A 255-nucleotide genomic window follows, 5' to 3' on the forward strand; every position below is an offset into this window, starting at 1 on the left:
TCGTTGCGACACTGGAAAAAACGTGCAGGGTCATCGGCTATCCCAAAGTCATCCGTGTAGATAATGGCAGCGAGTTCATCTCGCGGGACATGGATCTATGGGCGTATCAACGGGGCGTGACCCTAGACTTCTCACGGCCGGGCAAGCCCACAGACAACGCGTTCATCGAAGCGTTCAACAGCAAGCTCCGGAGCGAATGTCTGAACGCTCACTGGTTCTTGTCCCTGCAAGATGCTTGCGAAAAGTTGGAGGACT

At 54.5% G+C, this 255-nt stretch carries 1 protein-coding gene; it reads left to right on the forward strand.

Going from position 1 to position 255, the window contains the following annotated elements:
• The coding region (locus tag PsB1_RS11800; RefSeq protein ID WP_284361849.1) for an integrase core domain-containing protein at nucleotides 1–255 on the forward strand (255 nt) is incomplete at both ends.

Origin of the sequence: Candidatus Phycosocius spiralis, from assembly GCF_030158815.1 — a bacterium.
GTDB classification, from domain to species: Bacteria; Pseudomonadota; Alphaproteobacteria; order Caulobacterales; family Aquidulcibacteraceae; genus Aquidulcibacter; species Aquidulcibacter spiralis.